Raw genomic sequence first — 18,722 nt, forward strand, 5'->3', positions numbered from 1 at the left:
TGCCCTGAAATTATACTATTATGCTGAATTTCTTCAAGAAAGCAAAAGATAAAAAGGATTCACTCCTTACCAATGAAAAATCGTCACGCAGAGCTCGTTTTCATAGCCTTCGCGTTTCGGACATTACTCGCGAAACTTCGGACTGTATCTCTGTAGCCTTTGATGTGCCCGAGGATTTGGTTGATGACTATAACTTTATTCCTGGCCAATACCTTACGCTGGAAAAGGAAATTGGTGGTGAGAAAATCAGACGTTCTTACTCACTTTGTTCAAGCCCTGTAGATGGCGAATTACGTGTAGCAATCAAGCAAGTTCCTGGTGGTAAATTTTCAACTTTTGCCAATCAAGAACTTACTGTAGGCACCGAAATAGATGTAATGACTCCCGAAGGGAAGTTCTACACAAAGCTAGATCCGGCCAACAAGAAAAACTATGTAGCTTTTGCTGCTGGTTCTGGAATTACACCCATCTTTTCGATTATAAAATCGGTAATGGCCATTGAGCCAGAAAGTACTTTCACTTTGTTTTTTGGAAACAAAACTACCCAGTCTGTAATGTTCCGCGATGCTATTGATGCATTGAAAAATGAGCACATGAATAGACTTGAGGTTCACCATATTCTTAGCCGTGAAGATCAAGGTACAGATATGCTGAAAGGTCACTTGGATGAGGCGAAGTGTATCTCTTTCTCTCAAAAATTCTTCAACATCAATGAAGTTGATGAGTATTTCATCTGTGGACCAGAAGCCATGATTAACTGTATTAATGACAGTTTACTTAAGCTTGGTGCTGATAAATCTCACGTTCATTATGAACTATTTACTTCTCCTTCGCAAAACATTGCCCACAAAACCAAAGTGTCTGCTGAAAAGAAAAGCGATGCTTTAACAAGTGCTGTTACCATTATTCTTGATGGAGAAGAAACTCACTTTGACATTGCTTCAAATGGCAAAAATGTGCTGGACGCTGCTCTTGATGCTGGTGCAGATGTACCTTATGCCTGTAAAGGTGCCGTGTGCTGTACTTGTCGCGCCAAGGTGCTTGAGGGTTCCGTAGAAATGGACATGAACTATGCCCTTGAAGATGATGAAGTAGAAGAAGGTTTTGTACTTACCTGCCAAACTCACCCAACCAGTGAGAAGGTGGTGATAAGCTACGATGAGCAGTAGAGTTTAACTGGCTTCTAAAATCATATCTACATGCCAAATGCCCCAATCAGGGTATGGCTCCGAAATGGTTTTGAAATCAAAACTTGAATAAAATTCTTCCAGATAAATCTGCGCTTGAATTTTAATCTCTTGACCCGAGTAAAGCCTCTGAGCTTCTTCAAGAGCAGCTTTAAATAATATTCTTCCGAAGCCCATATTGCGGGCTTCTTTTTTTACCGCCACTCTGCCAATACTACTTTGGGTATACACTGTATCAGGCGGTAGCACTCTGGCATAAGCTACCAGTTCATTTTGGCTGTAGCCTAAAATATGAGTAGCCACCTGATCAAAATTATCCAACTCCTCGTAGGCACATTCTTGCTCTACCACAAAAATGTCAACCCTTAGCTTCATAAGCTCATAGAGCTGACTACCGCTTAATTCTTCAAATTTCTTTGCTTCAGTTGTCATTCAGGTATCCTAATTGTTCCAATTCCTTCTTAATATCCTTTGTCCAAAGTTTTTGTTCTTCCGTAAGCTCAGAAACTGGCCGCAGCCCTTTACCGGCATACATTTCTGGCATCATACTATTTGATGGTCCTTTTAGCATATCCCTTTCAAATTGAACCCCCAAAAACTCGCAAATTCTACACAATTCTCCTTCTGGATTTTGCAGCAAGTCTTCATATCTACACAAGTGAAGATTTACACCCTGTTTAGAAAATTCATTCAAAACCTTGGTGGAATACTTCCACCTCTGCAACGCTGTTTCATAGCCTTGACCGGTACGCTTCATTTTAGACAATATGCAGTGTCGCCCATCACGTACTATAAAAATTACCTTTTGACTTCTAACTACCTTTCGTATAAACTCTAAAATACTTCCGTTCGGTGGAATATCCTGGCAATCTTCTAAAGCCAAAATTTGCTCTGTAGTTATTTTGTTTCCCCACAGGCCTTTGCTTAATACAGCTTCTTCCTTACAGCTTTTGTTAAAAGCTTCAAGCCTAGAGTTTATATCATTTTTATCCTCGCTCTCTAACTTTTCGCCAAGAAGAAAGTCAAAAGCAAATCGCTCAAAACCAACCTTCACCTTTGGGTGATAATCTATCATGGAAGCCAGTAAACTGGTTCCTCCGCGACCTGCTCCTATTAGCAAAAAATACTCAGGTTGCTTGATTTTAAGTGATTCCAAAATTTTCAAAAACTTCACATTTGCCACAAATGTAAGTTCTGAACTTACATCAATGAAAAAACCCTGCACAGAATTCATCTATGCAGGATCTACCATATAAGAAACTAAAAAAAGAGGGTTATAATGTAAATCCAAGAGCTATTGAAGCCACTTGATAATCTGGACCTTTTCCATCCTTAAAGAAAGAATTGAGGTCATACTTGGCTGTGATTTTAAACGCGTCCCATCCTACTTGAGCCATCACGCCATAGCGAAACTGGTTGGTATTAAAATCTCCATCAATATCTTCTTTTACCTTGCTATATTGTGGTGTGCTATATTTCAACACGCGACCTGCGCCCAGTCTTACACCAGCGTATCCGCCCACGCCTATGGTAAAAGATTCATCGATATCGCCCACTTCGCTAAAGTCTAGCTGAAGCATAACCGGAATACTGAAATATGCGATTTTGTACTTTGATTTATCTACAGCTTTTCCTGTGTCCATCTTAATAACCGCTTCACCAGTATTAGCATCTTTTTGTAGCGTATTGTTTTCTAAAAGTCTAAATCCATTGAAGCTAAACTCACCTCCCCACTTGATATAAAACTTGCTGTAAGGGGAACCAATGCGTGTCTTTCCTCCAAATCCAAAGTCAAAAACATGCGATCTCCAAAAGTCAAGTTCTTCAGGGCCATCGGTTATAAAATCGGTTCCTCCAGCTAACTGTTGATTAAATCCCCAATTGATATCAAAATAACCATTGGTACGATCTATTTTACTAGGTCTATCATTGGGCTCATCCTCATCAGTTTCATCTTCTTCATCAAACTTCCAGGCAAATGGCTCCTCTCCATTCTCACCCTGTTGAATGATAATACCTTCTTCGTTGATGATTATTTTTTGCCTTTTGCTGTCAGACTCGGGAACTGGCGCTCCAGCAGGTGGTAGCGGAGGCATTGGTGGTAATGGAGGCATCACAAAGTTTCCAGCTTCAGTTCTTGCTTCCATTTCAGCTTCCCAAGCTTCCATGCTCGCTTCATATTCATCACCCCAGGCTTCCATGCGCTCTTCATAGCTTTCGCCCCAGGCTTCCATCAATTCGCCTACCATTTCCATACTTTCTTCAGTATGGTCATTTATCATATCGCGCATTTCTTCGGCTTGTTCAGCGGTAATTTCTCCATTAGCCTCCTGCTTATTTACCTGTGCTAAAAGCTCTTGTTGCTGCTTCTGAATTTGAATGCTGCGTGCCGTAACTTCACGGATGATTGTGTTTATATCCACCTCAGAAAGATTTTCTAAATCTTCTGCCTGAATAGTTACTTTGTTACCACTAATTTCAATCTCTACCGTTTCTTCTTTCTTCTTATCATCCGGCTGCGCCCACACTCCAAAGAGCGTTACAAACATAAACCCGGCAGTCATCATCAATTTTTTCATTTTTACTTTTCGTTAGATTATTATCAGTTACATAAAACCCTCTTAATTGTTTTATTCTGCTTGAGGCGCTGCTGGAGGAGCAGGTGGTGCTGGTGGCGTTGCATTAGCTGATCTCTCTGCTTGCTCTTCCATTTGCTCTGCCCACTCTTCCATTTCTTTGGCAAAACCTTCGGCCCATTTTTCCATGTCCTTAGCCATCTTTTCGCCCATTTCTTCCATTTGTGGGCCATATACTTCTGCCCATTTTTCCATGCTTTCAGCAAAAGCTTCCATGCTCATTTCAAAACTTTCAGATTGCATTTCCATCACTTCAGCGTACTCTTTGCACTGCTTTTCCGTCATTTCTTCAGCATTATCGGAGTAATAGTCCATCTGCTCTTTCATTTCTGCCTGCCACTTTTCAGTAGAAGCTTTCATTTCCTGTAGCTTTTGCTGTAGCTCATCGGTTTGCTCATTTTGCGACCAGGCTGTAAAACTCATTCCTGCAATCGCAGCTATCATCAATACTCTTTTCATATCAAATTTGGTTTAGTTACTTAATATTCTGGGTAGTGGTATTTCAATCTGTTTCTTTTCCACCTTAGGCCATTCCAGCGGTTTTCCGCTAAGCACATTGTCCATCTGGCTACTGGCATAAGTTTGCATTCTATTCTTAAAGCTCGGCCTTGGAGTTTCTTCTTCTGACTCATCTGCATTAGCATAAAAACCTTCAGTTGCTGCTCTTGGCTTCAATCTTACCTTCACCTTTATAGGTGTTGCGGCAGCTTTTCTTTCTGCTTTTAGCTGTAGCGAAATATCTGCATCAGCAACTTTCATGTCTTCAGCATAAAGGGCGTCTTCATCAATTACTTGAAACACTCCATCATTACTTACATAAACAGGGCGAGAAGTACTTTGACGCATAATTGGCACTGCCTTTTTCTTAGGTTTCACCTCTTCTTTTGGCGTCTCCGTTTTGTCCTTATTTCCCTCAGTAGCCTTGTTTTGCTTCTGTGCTGCATTGTTTTTATCCGGTCCTTCAACCTCAATAATATCTGGGCTACTCACCACATTATCATTGGTATCCACATCATTATTTTGAAAATAAAACAAGGTGCTAAGCCCAATAAGCAGCGTAACCACCGCAGCGCGAAGTATAAACCAAGCACCTTTTTTGCGGCTTGGCTCCGGCTGTGCCTCTTCAATTTTGTCCCACACACTTGCGGAGGGTTGAATTTTATGCTCACTCAGCCCCTCTTTAAAAAACTCGTCTAAAGGATGCTTTTCATTCTTCATTGCTCTTTGTATAAAAGTTCTGTTTCTCCCAGCTTCTGCTGTAGCTGTTTTCTAGCTTTGCTCAATTGTGATTTGGAAGTATTCTCCGAAATCCCCAACATTTCTCCAATCTCTTTATGCGAATACCCTTCTATTCCGAAAAGGTTAAAAACCGTGCGGTAGCCCATTGGCAGCTCCATAACTAAGCTCATTAAATGGTCCGCATTCATTTGATCTTGTACTCCTGTGTGGCTTAAGCTTTGGTGATTTTCCTCTTCTATTTCTACAAATAGATTTTTCTTGTAACGGATAAAGTTGAGTGATTCATTTACCATAATTCTCCTTATCCAAGCTCCCAAAGGGCCTTCGCCACTGTACTGATCAATTTTTCTAAACACCTTAATAAAGGCGTTTGAAAGAACTTCTTCGGCATCTTCCACCGTTTGCACATATCGCCTACACACACTCAGCATGATTGGGGAGTACATATCGTAAAGCTCTCTTTGCGCTTTGCGATCTCCCTTCTTGCACTGCTTGGCAAGTCGTTCATCTGTGTTAGGAAGGCGTATCAGTTTTGCCATGGTTTTGGTTAATGCCTGTTATCTATATGACAGGACATAAACAAAGATAGGTTGCCTGAGGGTGAAAAAAATTTTCTAAAAGTTGAGGAATCTTTCTGTTTACCAGAAAAACAAAGCCCCACGGAGCTACCGTAGGGCTTTAGAGAAACAGGGTTAGTAACGAATTACTGAAACTATAACGTCACAGTTTTTAATTTATGATGTGGTCGGCTTTTCTAAGCGGAGCGGGTACACCAGTTTAAATAAAGCAGACTTCGCCATTGTTTTTTCGTTACCACCTTAGTTTGACCCAACATTATACAAGGGGTTGTCTGGGGGAAATGTTAAAAAAATGCTAAAGCCCCAATTATTTTCACAATCGAGGCTTTCAGTACAAACTCAAAAATCCTACTAAGGGGTAATAATCACTCTATGTGTATTCGACCCATTATTAATAAAATACATTCCTGGGGCTAAACTTTCTGTTCCTACCTCAGCTTTCATTTCGGGCTGAAGGCTAATATTTCGAATCACCTTTCCGGTAGCGTCAATCAGTTCTACTTCCTGCTTTTCATTTAGAGAATTCTCTATGTAAAACAGACCGTGGGCAGGGTTTGGGTAAACCGATAGGCCTGATTGGCTTACCGCTTTCTCACCCAGTCCTAAAACATTACTCATTTTAAAGGCCCTATCATATTGTTGGCCATTAAACATGGTAACAGAGCATGAAAAATAATGCAGTGCTCCGTTGTACACTTCCCCTGAATGAAGGGCGTTTGGTGCTGATAGAATGGTAAAGGTTTGGCCATCATATTTAGTTAAACCTCCTCCCAAAGTCCATGTTTTCCTTAATGTATCCCCCACAACATACAACTCACCATTATATACATCCATATCGGTGATTCTATACGGAAAGGTCTTTATTAGTGTACTTGCACTGGCTCCTACTTTATAAAGGAAAGTATCTGTTGCGCAATATAATTCATTGTTATACGATGCTAAAAAGCTCCTTTGGCTAGTGCCCGATTGGTGAATTTGCACCCCTGTCCCGAAAGTTGTTCCATTCAACTTATACAATTGTCTGGCTAATACATACACATCCCCATTAGCAAAATGAATATCTGATACCGTTTGATTTGGACCACTGAGCCCAGTAAATCCGGTAAAACTGGTGCCATCATACTTCAAAATGTTCTCATAAGAGGTTCCTCCTATTGTAACATCAAAAAACCCTCCTATGTACAATTCCCCATTATGAACTTCCAAACTTCTTACAGAACCGGATAATACACCGCTGAACATTGGCACAACCGACCACTGCATACCATCAAATTTTACAAGCCAAGAGGTGGTTCCACTTGCCATTACCAACCCTATGTATATTTCTCCCTGAAAAATAGTCATGTCTCCAAATTCAGTAAACGTTGGAGTTGTATATGAGGGAAGGGTAACCCAAGACTGCCCATCCCACTTTCGAACTTTTACTTCCGTTCCAGGTGTACTTCCGTTCCAAATTATTTCTGAAACGTAGAGCTCATTGTTATAAACATCAACATCGTTTCTATACGAAACATCCTGACCAATTCCATTCCCAATAAGATCCCACGTTTGAGCGTGCAGCGCAATTCCACAAATTAAAAAAGTAAGAATAAAAAAGAGTCGTTTTAGTTTTTTCATAATCGTAATTTTTTGTTTGTACAAGTAATACGAGCATAGATAAAGAAATAGGTCAGGCTATATGCGCTTAACTATTTAACGAAACAGAACCTTTTACTAAAGCTTAGGAGCTATTATACCTTACCTCTGTTTTTCAACAGTTTAAAAAGAATGTCACTACAGTAAATTTTATATCCAAGCAAAGGTTCTAATGAGCAAACTCTGCCAGTTCTTATGCTCAAAAGCTAAAATCCCCAATCGCTTTCACAATCGAGGCTTTCAACACAAACTCAAAATTCTATTACTGGGTAATAATTACTCTGTGCGTATTGCTTCCATTATTTATAAAATACATTCCTGGTGCTAAACTTTCTGCTCCTACCTCAGCTTTCATTTCGGGCTGAAGGCTAATGCTCTTAATCACCTTTCCTGTGGCATCAATTAGCTTTACTTCTTGCTCTTCATTTAGAGAATTCTCTATGTAAAACATGCCTCGTGCTGGGTTGGGATAAACCTCTAGACTCGTTTGTCTTTCTAAAAATTCTTCCACACCAAGTACTGAAACGATAGCAGTTTTTGCATGATTAGTATGTACCGCTGGCTGAAAGTCAAAGTAAATTTCTGCATCGTTGTCTATGATATCACCAACATTAAGAGTTGGGTCTACATCTATGCTAAAGTTTACAAAACCTTGGCTACCCGCATAGTTTGCCCCACTGTCAGGCAAAAGAATGTTGTCAAACGTCCATGCAATTACTCGGTTATCTGCCATGGCAAAACTGTAATCATGGCTTGCTCCGTTTATCATAATACTTGCAGGGTCAAAGTAACTTTCCAAAGTATCTACAATCGTCACTTTGTAGGCTGTGTCTGTTCCTGTATTTTGAAAGCGAATGTGGTAATCTAACCTCGAAAGGCCAGGAAGGCTTTGCTCTACGCTCGGTGTTTTATCATTAGGATCGCAGGCAGCAACCACCGTTGTCCATGTGGTGTCTTTATCGTTGCTCATATCTACATCTCCCGAAACATGAACTACCTCCGAATACCATTTTAAAGTGTCGCCAACACCATTCGCTGCAAGGTCAACTTTCACCCTAAAACTAATGTACTCTTCATTAGCTTGTCCTATTCCAGGGAAAGTAAACGTGTACACATTTCCATTCGAACTTGTAGGTACCGGGTTTGACCAACTGAAACTTACTGAATTTGGGATTGTGAGTTTTACGCTTACTGGTGTATTAATCGTGATTCCTGGGTTTCTTAAAACCAGCTTTCCACTTTCTGAAAAACCTTGACGGCTTCTGTTTCCTAAATTCATGAAAATCACAGTTTCTAAATCTTTTGAGCCATCGTGAGAATATGCAAAGTTTTGAGTAGTGGTTTGTGATGAAGTAATACTCACACTAGAAGGAACACTGCATCCTAAACTATAATGATTCATTAGCGGCAACGAACTTGACGGGGTATTAATATTATATGACCCCGCTGGTAAATAGATCCGATAATTCCCATCACCATCGGTTGACGAATAGCTAAGATTATTTCCTGCATACACCGGCAATGTTACCGCTGGTGCAGAAACATCTACTCCGTTATCATAATTGCAATTTGCATTATTATCTATAAACATTTTCCCTGTAAGTAAACCAAGAGATTGTGTTCCCATTTTTAATATATGTCCAAACTTACGTCTATTGGCATAGCTAGTATCTACACGCATCTTACTGGTATCTGTGAACGTGGCATATAAAAAACTTTTGTCAGACTCAAAGCTTTGAACTCCTGAAGGAAATGTGGTCGGACCATAAATACTAGTACCATCAAAAACATACATGTCAACACCATTAGACATATACATCAAACCATCAAATTCGCTATATGATGTAATCCACCCATTGTAACTCTGAACATCGTAAGCCGTGTCATTTTTCAGCTCATAAATTTTTCCTGAACCCACGGCAAAAATCTCATTGTTAATTTCAAATACTGACTGCAATGCTCTGTATATAGGATCGATTTTAAATGAAGTAGCTGGATGAACCCAATTATTTCCATTATCTAACCTTCTTACGCTTACCGTGTCTCTCTGCCCTCTAGACTCTCTAAAGAAACCTGCTATCCAAATTTCACCATTAATAATATTGACATCATTTATAGTGTCGTCAATTGTCATTGTAGGAATGTTTATTTGGTTTGTACCATCGTAGCCTATTATGCCAAACGCTCCTCCTGAACCATTTTGAAAAGCACCTCCTGCTAACAAAACTCCGTTATGAACCTCCATATCCATTACTCTCCCCGAAAGATTCGGAAGCACTGGTATCCACCCTGTACCATCAAACTTTAAAATACCAGGGCCTAAGGAGCCTCCTGAGCTGAATGATAGATATACCTCATTATTAAATAATTCAATATCTGTGATATACCCAACTTGAGGGGGTGACGGCAGCGTTGTCCAGGATATACCATTCCATTTTTTGATAATTTGTGTTATTGGGAATGATGTGAACGAAGTGTAATAAGCACAAACATTCCCATTTTCGGAAGAAATACCAGACGTCTGCATTAAATCATCATTTGGGTTAATCCCATTCCCCATGGGTTGAAATATTTGTGCATTGATAGTTCCAATAAAAGCTATCATCAATACTAACAGCGCTGTGGTTAATTGTCTTGTTTTCATAATCGTAATATTTTGTTTGTACCAGTATTACGAGCTTAGATAAAGAAATAGATCAGGCGATGCTTACATAATTAGTTAGCGAACCTTCTCCTTACACTCAAGCATAAAAGTCAGAAATCTTATTCCTTATTTATCAGCCATTTGGCAACAATTCTAAAACATTACCTTTGGCCTGTCGTTATAGACATCAATGAGCCAAAAAGTTTCTACCAAAGGCTCAGTGGGCAAAAGGCTCATATCCACCGCTTCTCCGCTGGTGGATTAATTTTTCATTAATAATTTCAAAAAGAAGATGTGCACATTCGCCCTTCTTTTACCTTAGCAATACTATGAGTAAACCAAAGAAAAAACGCAGAAGTAAGCGTTTAGATAAAATGCAAACGGCCATATTGGCCACACTTAAAAAAGACCGACTAACTACTTTCAACTATAAACAGCTTTCTGCCCAAATGGGCATTTCTGATAAAGAAGAACGCAAGATGGTTTCAGAAGCCCTGATGCGCCTTGCCGAGGATGGACGCGTAGATGAAACGGAACGTGGAAAATACCGATACAAACATTTTGAACACTACGTAGAAGGCTATGTAGATATGACTCAAAAGGGTTCTGCCTATGTGGTTTCTGATGAGCTGGAAGATGACATTTACATCACACCAAAAAATATAAACCATGCCTTGGATGGCGATTTTGTGAAAGTGCTGCTTTATGCTCAGCGCAAAAACAAAAAACCTGAAGGTGAGGTTGCCGAAATAATAGAGCGCGCCAAAACTGAGTTTGTGGGAATAATTGAAATGTCCAAAAACTATGGATTTTTGGTACCCGATAATAAGAAAATGCTGGTGGATTTGTACATCCATAAAGAATTGCTGAATGGCGCCAAGCATGGTGATAAGGCTATTGCCAAAATTACTGATTGGCCCGAGCACGCCAGTAGCCCTTTTGGTGAAGTAACCGAAGTACTGGGCCGACCCGGAGATCACAATGTAGAAATACATTCTATACTTGCGGAATACGGCTTGCCACGCGAGTTTCCAAAACTTGTAGAAAACGAAGCCGCGAAAGTCGCTGAAGAAATCTCAAAAGAAGAGATTGCTAAAAGGCGTGACTTCCGTGATGTATTAACTTTTACCATCGATCCGCATGACGCCAAGGATTTTGATGATGCCCTTTCTCTGCGTAAGCTTGAAAATGGCAACTGGGAAATTGGTGTTCACATTGCTGATGTAACGCATTACGTTACGCCCGGCAGCGAGCTCGAGGAAGAAGCCGTAAAACGTGCCACCTCTGTTTATTTAGTAGATCGCGTGGTTCCTATGCTTCCTGAAAAGCTTTCCAACAAGGTATGCTCACTTCGCCCTCATGAAGAAAAGCTAACCTTTTCCGCAGTGTTTGAAATGGACGAAAATGCCAATGTGCTCAATGAGTGGTTTGGTAGAACAGTTATTTACTCTGATCATCGCTTTGCTTACGCTGATGCTCAGGAAGTGATTGAAACCGGAAAAGGAACACTTGCCGAAGAAATTCTTATCATGAATGGACTGGCTAAAATTCTGCGCCAGCAGCGCATGAAAAGTGGTGCTTTAGCTTTTGATAAAGTAGAAGTGAAATTTGAGCTTGACGAAGAAAATAACCCAACGGGTGTTTACTTTAAAGAAAGTAAAGATGCGAACCACCTCATCGAGGAGTTTATGCTTTTGGCAAACAAAAGTGTAGCCCGCTTTATAGGAAAAGGTAAAAACGGCAAGCCTAGCGACAAGACTTTTGTGTACAGAATTCATGATGAACCCAAGCCTGACAGGCTAATGGACCTTAGCAATTTTGTGAAACAATTTGGCTATCAGGTAGACACCAAAAATCGAAACGGTATTTCGCGAAGCTTAAATAAAATGCTTAGCGATGTGAAGGGAAAAGGTGAAGCGAATATGATTGAAACTTTGACCATAAGAAGTATGGCCAAAGCCGTGTACAGCACACAGAATATTGGTCACTATGGATTGGCCTTTGACTATTATACACACTTTACCTCGCCAATTAGGAGATATCCGGATATGATGGTGCATCGCCTGCTCCAGCATTATTTGGATGGTGGAAATCCTGTAAACAAAAACACCTACGAAGAACTTTGCGAGCATTCATCTGACCGTGAAAAACTAGCTACCGAAGCTGAGCGTGATTCCATTAAGTACATGCAAGTGAAGTTTATGGAGAAGCATGTAGGTGAAGATTTTATGGGCGTAATTTCGGGTGTTACCGAATGGGGTGTTTTTGTAGAACTTATCGAAAGTAAGTGCGAGGGTATGATCCGAATCCGCGACTTTAAGGATGACTATTATGTATTTGACGAAAAAAACTTTGCCATAGAGGGGGAGCGTAATGGAAAAATTTTCCAACTTGGTGATCAAATAATGGTGACTGTAAAAAATGCTGATTTGGACAAAAAGCAATTAGATTTTGTTCCTGCATCTAAAAACCATTAACTTAACGAAAACCCGCGCTAAAGCCATACTATGAAAAGAAGCAGTATTGAAACCATCGTTCTTGTGGTAGGTGTTGCCATTATCGGAATCGCCTTGTTTTTTATGTTCAGTGATAATGAAGATCCTTCCAAATCAATCTTCATTACCAACCTTATTTTCTCTTTTGGCTTCCTGGTGTACATCGTATACTCCATTATGTCGGCTAATAGCCTTAATAAAGAAATACGAGGACTGAATAAACATTTGGATGGATTGAAACACGAAATTGCCAAATACAAAAAACAGATAGCCGATAAGGATGCTGAAATTCAAAACTTACAACAAGACTTGGTAAAAAAGGATGAAGCCCTAAATTTGCAAACGGAAAAAGTAAACATGCTGGAAAAAAGGCTTTCTGACCTAGAGTCGTCAGGTGCTGATTCAGATATCTAAAACTCCTCTATGCTCGAAGTAATACTGTATGCCGTAACACTGGGCATCACTTTGAGCTTTGCTGCCGGTCCTGTTTTTTTTGTGATAATAGAGACTAGTATTTCGCAAGGCAAAACCAAGGCACTGATGCTTGACCTGGGTGCCGCTCTAGCAGATGTAATCTTTATTCTTATTGCATTTTATGGCAGTCAATCGCTAATTTCTAGCCTCGAAGATAATATTTGGGTAAGCCTGATTGGAGGGCTTGCCGTTATTGTGTTTGGTGGCTATTATATCCTAAAATCTAAAACCCCGGGTCAGTTTAAAAACCGTGTAGCGGTAAAGCGTAAACGTCTCTTTTTCTTCAAAGGTTTTTTACTGAACTTTTTAAATGTTGGGGTACTCTTTTATTGGATTGCAACCACCGTGGCAATTGGTTCGTTGGTGCATCATGAGCGCAGCAAAATGATCATGGTGTATGCCTTGATAATGCTTACTTACCTTACGGTTGATATGTTCAAAATCTACTTTGCCAATAAGTTTAAAGAGCGTTTTAAAGGCCGAAATCTACAAATGGTAGAAAAGATAATCGGACTTATTTTGTTGCTATTCGGTGTGTATATTGTTATTCGCGCATTTTTGTAATGCCCACTTCATACTAAAAAGCCGCCCTGATTTAAAAACCAGGGCGGCTTTTTAGTTTTACAGGTTTACGTTATTCTGCGCTAGCCGTTTCATAATTATCATTCTTACGGTTCAAATCAGCTGTTTCTTGCTTTCTATCAATAATCACTTCTTTCACGCTGCTAGCCACAATGTCGGTATGTAAAGTGTAGGTTGGGGATGTCCACGGCCAAGGCTTCAAGGCATTCATTCCTTCTTTGCTTCCAAACATAGAGACCAAAGGAATTGTATACACCATTTCAGTTCCATCGTTCAAAATAAACGTGATGTCCACCGGCATGGGCATTTCTCCAATTCGCTCTAGCTCTACTTGCACTACACCCCTATCTACGGATTTCACCTCCTTTATCGCATAGTCCTGAGTTTTGTTGGTATTCATCCAAAAGTTGAGATACCAGTCCAGTTGCATTCCGCTTTCCTTTTCCATTATTCTTATAAAGTCTTTTGGGTCTGGATGCTTAAATTTCCATGCATTAAAGTACCTGTGCATGCCTCTGCTAAAGGCTTCCTCTCCCACTATGAAGCGCATTTGGCTCACAAACATTTCACCACGCGAATAGGCCGAAATACTGTACGCTTTGTTTACAGCAAAATAATCAGCAGGCGTGCTCAGGGGCTCCTCAATTCCTTTGGCAAACATGTAGGCATTTCCACGATAAGCACCACCATGAGGGTTTTCAGCTTCTTCAAAACCCATTGTGTGCAATACCTCAGCTTCCGCAAAGGATGTAAAACCTTCATCCATCCATGGGTACTGGTTTTCGTTGCTGGCAAGCATTCCATAGTACCAGTTGTGTACCGCTTCATGTACCGTTACCCCTACCAATCCTTCAAGCTTTCCTGTACCTTTTAGCATCGTACACATTGGGTATTCCATACCGCCATCTCCACCTTGTATCACTGAAAATTGTGGATAAGCATACTTCCCAAAGCTCTTGTTCATTAAAGTGAAAAGCTCCACTGTATGCTCCGGAAGTTGCTCCCAGGTTTCCTTGTAGTCTTTTAAGTAGTAAAAATTTAATTGAAGTCCGTCAGGACCAACGGTGCTTTTATAAATATAGTCCGGGTCAGCAGCCCAAGCGAAGTCGTGCACATTTTCAGCATGAAACTTCCAAAGGCGTTTTTCAGTTTTTGACCGCACCATTTCATGGGTGGTAATTCCTCTCTTTTCCTTTTTCGCTTCCCAAATTCCTTCACTGTTGGTAAGGGTTCCTGTACCGCCAAGCACAAAATTATCCTGGATAGAAATATTTACGTCAAAGGTTCCAAAGTCAGCGTAAAACTCGCGTCCTACATACGGATCAGGATGCCAGCCATCTTCATCATACATGGCCATTTTTGGGTACCATTGGGTCATGGTATAATCAATTCCCTCCTTGTTATTTCTACCGCTTCTGCGAATTTGCACAGGTACCTGACTTTCAAAATCAATACTGAAAGTTGCCGTGCTTCCTGGCAAGATTGGTTCGGCCAACTCCACTTTCATCACAGTTTCAGTTACCTGAAAGTTTACCTGCTGACCGTTTTGCTTCAGCATGTTTATTTTATGATATCCTATTTCTTCTTTGCTGAGCTTGCTTATGCGGTCTCCTACTCTTTTGTCAGGATCTACAATGTTTCGCGAACGAACATCCATCATACTCCCCGGCTGAAAAGCATTAAAATACAAGTGGTAAAAAACCTCGTTTAAAGTATCAGGGGAATTGTTGGTATATAGCAACTCTTGTTTTCCGCTAAACTGATGCTTCGCCACATCAAAATCAATGTCCATCGTGTATTTCACTTCTTGCTGCCAGTAACCTGGTCCCGGCTGTGCAAGCAAAGCTGATGGTAAAAGAAGTGCTAAAAGAAATTTCTTCATGAATGTATTTTTCGCTTTCTATTCAATTTTCATTCCGCAGGTAAATCCTTAAGAGCCGCGAAAGTTCTGAAAATTTATTGTGTTGAGATAATTGGCTTATTTGTGCCTGCCTGCTTTCAAAAGCTCATGATATAAATCGTACTCGCTTTTCAGCAGTAATTTGATTTCTTCCTTTTCGGCAAAAGGAATTTCCGGCTTTTTAGAATTCACATTTTTGTTTCCAGTTTTTGGCGAAAAACGCTTACCTAAATAGCTTTCCAGTTTTTTCAAATCTTCTTCAAAATACTCTGTGCGACCAACAAAACCATAATTGTTGATTTCAATTCTACCGAGGTAGGTTTCATAGGCATTTACCGTGGCTTGATATTCCTTGTTTTCCACAAACTCCAATAGGCTTGGTTGTTTGCTCAAAAAAGCCTTTTGTCTTTCACTCTGATTTTCACCTGCTTTTTGCCAGTGATAATAAGCCGAAATAACGCGTTCCACCGGCTCTCTTACCCAAGTAATCAGTTTTGCCTGTGGATAATATTCCAACCAATTGGGGTGTACTGTGATGTGTCCATAAACAGCCTGCACTAGCGGCTTATTACACTTATAAGGCAGCCCGTTATTCCAAGTGTGCATATCTTCAAAAGCCTGAATGTGCTTTAGGCGAAAGCCATAAGCTTCCTTTAAAACCGCATGAAACGTACTTCCCGCAGTTTTAGGGACATGAATGGCAATAACATCTGGCTGTATCTTAAACTTCATCTTTCAAAATCTCCAAATCTTCCACCTCATTGCAGCGGTTCATGTGCCACTCTTCCAATTCCCTTTTACGATAGTCGCCATAAGCTTCGCGCTTGGCTACTTTTTCCTGATAGTAATCTTCCTCCGCTCGGTACCAATAGTGGTTTAGCCGTAATGGGCTATGTTTTCCCTCTTTTCTGCTTGGCGCAAAATTGCTTCCGTCACTAAAGTAAAACTGCGCACTCCCTTTTTGAATAGGTAAATGTGGCCCTTCAAAAAACTGAAATGTATTTGCCAAATATACAATGGGCTTAAAGTTGGTGTTTTCATCATGCTCCATTGGCGCCCGCTTGGTAAGCTGCTCTATCATTGGTTTAGATTTATCCAGCTTCTTCAAACCTGATGTTCCAAACATCAGCCAGTTTACCTGCACAGCGGCCACTTCTTTTCCTTCAAAAGAATTCAACACATCCCTCACCCCTCGGGGCTCCACCGAAAACAAATATTCATCAATATCAATAAAAGCCACCCAACAATCAGAACCCTGCTCACTTTTGATTTTTTGAACCAGACGATTAAACTCCTGTGCCTGCCGCCTTATGCTCCATTGGGTAAATGGCGTTTTAGAAATACTCACCAAACCTTGTTTCACATAAGGTGCCAATACTTCCTCAAAATTGTCGGTGCTGCCATTATCCGAGAGGTAAAACTTTTGCACGCCTCGCTTCAAATGAAAATCAATCCACTCCTTAAGAAATGGCGCCTCATTTTTGAAAACACAGGCCACAAACAGGGGGGCATCGGCCTTCACCTCTTGTGCAGGCCGCAATGCTCCCCATTGCTTTAGTAGGTTATAATGTATTTTTTGAAAGGTGGCGGCCATCAATATTATTTGCCAAAAATATCAGCAAAACTGTGGCTATCCTTCAGCCTTACGCCCTTCTCCGTGTTTTCTACTGTGCACAATTCATTGGCGGCATCATGCTCCAAAAACAGATAGTAACCTTTGTCGGCAGCCTCCTTTAGAAAACGTCCTTTTTCATCCAAAGTAATAAGTGGGCGCGTATCATATCCCATCACATAAGGCAATGGAATGTGGCCGGTAGACGGAAGAAGGTCGGCCATAAAAACGATGGTCTTGTCTTTATACTTTAAAATCGGGCACATTTGTGCATCGGTGTGGCCGCTTACGGTAAGTACGTCAAAACCTAATTCAGTATTGTAAACCCCGTCTTTATCATCATTTACCGGCACAAATTTTAGCTGCCCACTTTCCTGTATGGGGATGATATTTTCTTTTAGAAACGAAGCTTTTTCGCGGGCATTTGGCTCAGTGGCCCATTTCCAGTGGCGCTCATTACTCCAAAAATGTGCGTTTTTAAAAGCCGGGCGAAAAGCATCTTTAGATGAATCAAACTCAATTGCTCCACCCACGTGGTCAAAATGCAGATGTGTCAAAAACACGTCCGTAATATCATCGCGGCTGCAGCCTAATTTCTTGAGGTTTCCATCCAGTGAATCATTTCCATGTAAATGGTAGTGGCTAAAAAACTTCTCACTCTGCTTGTTGCCAATGCCCGTATCTATAAGAATCAACTTGTTGTTATCTTCAATAAGCATAGAGCGCATGGCCCAGGTGCAAAGATTGTTTTCATCTGCCGGGTTGGTGCGCTGCCAAAGGGATTTTGGTACTACGCCAAACATGGCTCCTCCGTCAAGTTTAAAATTTCCGGTATGTAGGGGGTGTATTTTCATAATGTGGATTCTCAGTATTTACGCTCAAAATTAACGTAATTTGAAGAGCTTAAAAATTTGGAATTTATGACGCTCAAAAACTATTCTGCTGCCGCTATTATTTTTGCGACAAGCTTTGCCTGCCAAAACGACCCCGCTACCCCAGAGGTGGTGAAAGAAGAAGCCGCGCCTGCGGCCGACACCCTTCAGTACGAAATAAAAACCGTAGCCAGCAATTTGCCTTGCGCTAAGGATTCTGCCAAAAACTGTGTGGAAGTAAAGATTGATGAACTTTACATAAACGGTGGAACTAACAAGGCCTCGGCCTCAAAAATAGAAGCCACTTTGCGTAAAGCACTCAGCGAAACCGACAATAGCGAAGGAGCGCCCAGAAAGCCGCAAGACATAATTGCCAACCTGGAAAAAGAGTACACGCAGATTAGCAAGGACATGAAAAACTATGACCTTTCGTGGGAGTACATTCACAATATGGAAGTGTACCTAAACGACAATAACCTGTTTGGCTGCTCTATTTACAACTACACTTTTACGGGTGGTGCGCACCCTAATGGATTTAAGTTTTACTACACCTTTGCCGCTGATAAAGGCACTCCCATAAAGCTTACCGATTTGATTCTCCCCAATAAGTTTGCGGAGTTTAAAGCCTTGGCCGAAAAGCAGTTTAGAGAAACCCGCGAAATAGAAGAAGGGCAAACTTTTGAAGAAGCCGGATATTGGTTTGAAAATGATGCTTTTGCTCTGAATAACAACTTTAAGTATGATGCCTCCGGACTTACCATTATGTACAATCAGTACGAAATTGCCCCCTACTCTGAAGGCAGCATTACGCTGGAGTTTCCTTATTTGCAAATAAAGGGAATGGTGAAGCAAGAGTATCGATTTTAAC

The 18,722-nt window shown here is 40.7% G+C and carries 17 protein-coding genes; 5 read left to right on the forward strand and 12 right to left on the reverse strand.

Annotated elements, in window-relative coordinates:
- Nucleotides 1-20 precede the first annotated feature (20 nt).
- A complete protein-coding gene (gene paaE / locus OWEHO_RS11195; protein ID WP_014202590.1) occupies nucleotides 21-1,169 on the forward strand; it encodes a 1,2-phenylacetyl-CoA epoxidase subunit PaaE in 1,149 nt (382 codons plus the stop codon).
- A 3-nt stretch (nucleotides 1,170-1,172) separates the two neighbouring features.
- On the opposite strand, the gene OWEHO_RS11200 is transcribed toward paaE, so the two are convergent.
- The 8 genes from OWEHO_RS11200 to OWEHO_RS11235 all read right to left on the reverse strand — a co-directional run bounded on the left by OWEHO_RS11200 (nucleotide 1,173) and on the right by OWEHO_RS11235 (nucleotide 9,919).
- The gene (locus OWEHO_RS11200) at nucleotides 1,173-1,619 is read right to left on the reverse strand and encodes a GNAT family N-acetyltransferase (RefSeq protein WP_014202591.1); all 447 of its coding nucleotides are present in this window, start codon (nucleotides 1,617-1,619) and stop codon (nucleotides 1,173-1,175) included.
- Nucleotides 1,609-2,421: a sulfotransferase family protein gene (locus tag OWEHO_RS11205; protein ID WP_014202592.1), complete on the reverse strand. Its 813-nt coding sequence runs from the start codon at nucleotides 2,419-2,421 to the stop codon at nucleotides 1,609-1,611. Before OWEHO_RS11205 ends, OWEHO_RS11200 begins: the two co-directional genes overlap by 11 nt.
- Nucleotides 2,422-2,461: 40 nt before the next feature.
- Nucleotides 2,462-3,766, reverse strand: a complete 1,305-nt coding sequence (locus OWEHO_RS11210; RefSeq protein ID WP_041627573.1) for an outer membrane beta-barrel protein — start codon at nucleotides 3,764-3,766, stop codon at nucleotides 2,462-2,464.
- 51 nt (nucleotides 3,767-3,817) lie between these two features.
- Nucleotides 3,818-4,282 carry a hypothetical protein gene (locus tag OWEHO_RS11215; protein ID WP_014202594.1) on the reverse strand — a complete coding sequence of 155 codons (465 nt, stop codon included), beginning with the start codon at nucleotides 4,280-4,282 and terminating at the stop codon, nucleotides 3,818-3,820.
- 12 nt (nucleotides 4,283-4,294) lie between these two features.
- A complete protein-coding gene (locus OWEHO_RS11220; RefSeq protein WP_014202595.1) occupies nucleotides 4,295-5,041 on the reverse strand; it encodes a hypothetical protein in 747 nt (248 codons plus the stop codon).
- Nucleotides 5,038-5,601 carry an RNA polymerase sigma factor gene (locus OWEHO_RS11225; protein WP_014202596.1) on the reverse strand — a complete coding sequence of 188 codons (564 nt, stop codon included), beginning with the start codon at nucleotides 5,599-5,601 and terminating at the stop codon, nucleotides 5,038-5,040. The genes OWEHO_RS11220 and OWEHO_RS11225 overlap by 4 nt, the downstream gene beginning before the upstream one ends.
- A 390-nt stretch (nucleotides 5,602-5,991) precedes the next feature.
- On the reverse strand, nucleotides 5,992-7,257 hold the full coding sequence (locus tag OWEHO_RS11230; protein WP_014202597.1) for a T9SS type A sorting domain-containing protein: 1,266 nt from the start codon (nucleotides 7,255-7,257) through the stop codon (nucleotides 5,992-5,994).
- 280 nt (nucleotides 7,258-7,537) lie between these two features.
- Entirely contained in the window at nucleotides 7,538-9,919 is a 2,382-nt protein-coding gene (locus tag OWEHO_RS11235; protein ID WP_014202598.1) for a DUF7619 domain-containing protein, read from the reverse strand.
- A 329-nt stretch (nucleotides 9,920-10,248) separates the two neighbouring features.
- Between OWEHO_RS11235 and rnr the strand changes: the two genes are divergently transcribed.
- From rnr to OWEHO_RS11250, 3 genes are read left to right on the forward strand one after another with little or no spacing between them, the layout of a single operon-like run.
- On the forward strand, nucleotides 10,249-12,396 hold the full coding sequence (gene rnr / locus OWEHO_RS11240) for a ribonuclease R (RefSeq protein WP_014202599.1): 2,148 nt from the start codon (nucleotides 10,249-10,251) through the stop codon (nucleotides 12,394-12,396).
- 30 nt (nucleotides 12,397-12,426) lie between these two features.
- Nucleotides 12,427-12,828, forward strand: coding sequence for a DUF948 domain-containing protein (locus OWEHO_RS11245; protein WP_014202600.1), 402 nt, complete (start codon nucleotides 12,427-12,429; stop codon nucleotides 12,826-12,828).
- Nucleotides 12,829-12,837: 9 nt separating this feature from the next.
- On the forward strand, nucleotides 12,838-13,452 hold the full coding sequence (locus OWEHO_RS11250; protein WP_014202601.1) for a LysE family translocator: 615 nt from the start codon (nucleotides 12,838-12,840) through the stop codon (nucleotides 13,450-13,452).
- Nucleotides 13,453-13,522: 70 nt separating this feature from the next.
- Here the strand turns inward: OWEHO_RS11250 and OWEHO_RS11255 are convergent, their stop codons facing one another.
- The 4 genes from OWEHO_RS11255 to OWEHO_RS11270 form a co-directional block, all read right to left on the reverse strand.
- Nucleotides 13,523-15,352: a M1 family metallopeptidase gene (locus tag OWEHO_RS11255; protein ID WP_014202602.1), complete on the reverse strand. Its 1,830-nt coding sequence runs from the start codon at nucleotides 15,350-15,352 to the stop codon at nucleotides 13,523-13,525.
- 96 nt (nucleotides 15,353-15,448) lie between these two features.
- Nucleotides 15,449-16,102 (reverse strand): sulfotransferase family 2 domain-containing protein, encoded by a 654-nt coding sequence (locus OWEHO_RS11260; protein ID WP_014202603.1) that lies wholly within the window; start codon nucleotides 16,100-16,102, stop codon nucleotides 15,449-15,451.
- On the reverse strand, nucleotides 16,092-16,964 hold the full coding sequence (locus OWEHO_RS11265) for a glycosyltransferase family 92 protein (protein WP_014202604.1): 873 nt from the start codon (nucleotides 16,962-16,964) through the stop codon (nucleotides 16,092-16,094). Before OWEHO_RS11265 ends, OWEHO_RS11260 begins: the two co-directional genes overlap by 11 nt.
- Before the next feature lie 5 nt (nucleotides 16,965-16,969).
- Entirely contained in the window at nucleotides 16,970-17,836 is an 867-nt protein-coding gene (locus tag OWEHO_RS11270) for an MBL fold metallo-hydrolase (RefSeq protein ID WP_014202605.1), read from the reverse strand.
- A 66-nt stretch (nucleotides 17,837-17,902) separates the two neighbouring features.
- Between OWEHO_RS11270 and OWEHO_RS11275 the strand changes: the two genes are divergently transcribed.
- Nucleotides 17,903-18,721, forward strand: a complete 819-nt coding sequence (locus OWEHO_RS11275) for a DUF3298 and DUF4163 domain-containing protein (protein ID WP_014202606.1) — start codon at nucleotides 17,903-17,905, stop codon at nucleotides 18,719-18,721.
- Nucleotide 18,722 lies beyond the last annotated feature (1 nt).

It is taken from the genome of Owenweeksia hongkongensis DSM 17368 (genome assembly GCF_000236705.1).
GTDB lineage: Bacteria > Bacteroidota > Bacteroidia > Flavobacteriales > Schleiferiaceae > Owenweeksia > Owenweeksia hongkongensis.

Coding starts and splice junctions, on each gene's coding strand:
- paaE (WP_014202590.1), top strand. CDS start 21: ATGCTGAATTTCTTCAAGAAAGCAAAAGATAAAAAGGATTCACTCCTT.
- OWEHO_RS11200 (WP_014202591.1), bottom strand. CDS start 1,619: ATGACAACTGAAGCAAAGAAATTTGAAGAATTAAGCGGTAGTCAGCTC.
- OWEHO_RS11205 (WP_014202592.1), bottom strand. CDS start 2,421: ATGAATTCTGTGCAGGGTTTTTTCATTGATGTAAGTTCAGAACTTACA.
- OWEHO_RS11210 (WP_041627573.1), bottom strand. CDS start 3,766: ATGAAAAAATTGATGATGACTGCCGGGTTTATGTTTGTAACGCTCTTT.
- OWEHO_RS11215 (WP_014202594.1), bottom strand. CDS start 4,282: ATGAAAAGAGTATTGATGATAGCTGCGATTGCAGGAATGAGTTTTACA.
- OWEHO_RS11220 (WP_014202595.1), bottom strand. CDS start 5,041: ATGAAGAATGAAAAGCATCCTTTAGACGAGTTTTTTAAAGAGGGGCTG.
- OWEHO_RS11225 (WP_014202596.1), bottom strand. CDS start 5,601: ATGGCAAAACTGATACGCCTTCCTAACACAGATGAACGACTTGCCAAG.
- OWEHO_RS11230 (WP_014202597.1), bottom strand. CDS start 7,257: ATGAAAAAACTAAAACGACTCTTTTTTATTCTTACTTTTTTAATTTGT.
- OWEHO_RS11235 (WP_014202598.1), bottom strand. CDS start 9,919: ATGAAAACAAGACAATTAACCACAGCGCTGTTAGTATTGATGATAGCT.
- rnr (WP_014202599.1), top strand. CDS start 10,249: ATGAGTAAACCAAAGAAAAAACGCAGAAGTAAGCGTTTAGATAAAATG.
- OWEHO_RS11245 (WP_014202600.1), top strand. CDS start 12,427: ATGAAAAGAAGCAGTATTGAAACCATCGTTCTTGTGGTAGGTGTTGCC.
- OWEHO_RS11250 (WP_014202601.1), top strand. CDS start 12,838: ATGCTCGAAGTAATACTGTATGCCGTAACACTGGGCATCACTTTGAGC.
- OWEHO_RS11255 (WP_014202602.1), bottom strand. CDS start 15,352: ATGAAGAAATTTCTTTTAGCACTTCTTTTACCATCAGCTTTGCTTGCA.
- OWEHO_RS11260 (WP_014202603.1), bottom strand. CDS start 16,102: ATGAAGTTTAAGATACAGCCAGATGTTATTGCCATTCATGTCCCTAAA.
- OWEHO_RS11265 (WP_014202604.1), bottom strand. CDS start 16,964: ATGGCCGCCACCTTTCAAAAAATACATTATAACCTACTAAAGCAATGG.
- OWEHO_RS11270 (WP_014202605.1), bottom strand. CDS start 17,836: ATGAAAATACACCCCCTACATACCGGAAATTTTAAACTTGACGGAGGA.
- OWEHO_RS11275 (WP_014202606.1), top strand. CDS start 17,903: ATGACGCTCAAAAACTATTCTGCTGCCGCTATTATTTTTGCGACAAGC.